The organism is Vallitalea sediminicola, assembly GCF_054408565.1.
In genome coordinates this window covers 1-206 of sequence record NZ_BTPT01000401.1, presented here as the reverse complement: position 1 = coordinate 206, position 206 = coordinate 1, and the positions used below count along the sequence as shown (strand labels likewise).

Annotated in this window: 1 protein-coding gene; it reads right to left on the bottom strand. The window is 36.9% G+C overall.

The window, feature by feature from the left end; all coding sequences use genetic code 11:
• Window positions 1–206: tryptophan 7-halogenase (locus ACX6CF_RS27195; RefSeq protein WP_458788494.1), on the bottom strand; the 206-nt coding region annotated here is incomplete at both ends.

The window sequence follows — 206 nt, the reverse complement described above, 5'->3', positions numbered from 1 at the left end:
CTTATCATGGCTATGACTCGGTAAAGGTGCGAGTTTTGTCTTAAAGTTCATTCCGTAAAGTAGATATAAGTAATTATCATAATCAAAAATTTCAAATTTACTAAAGAAGTCTTCTTTCTGTGGGCTGAACTGCTGCCATAACTGCAAACGCGCTTTAAGCGTATCGGGGATAGTCTCTGCTTTCTTATTATCGAGCCAAAATTGTG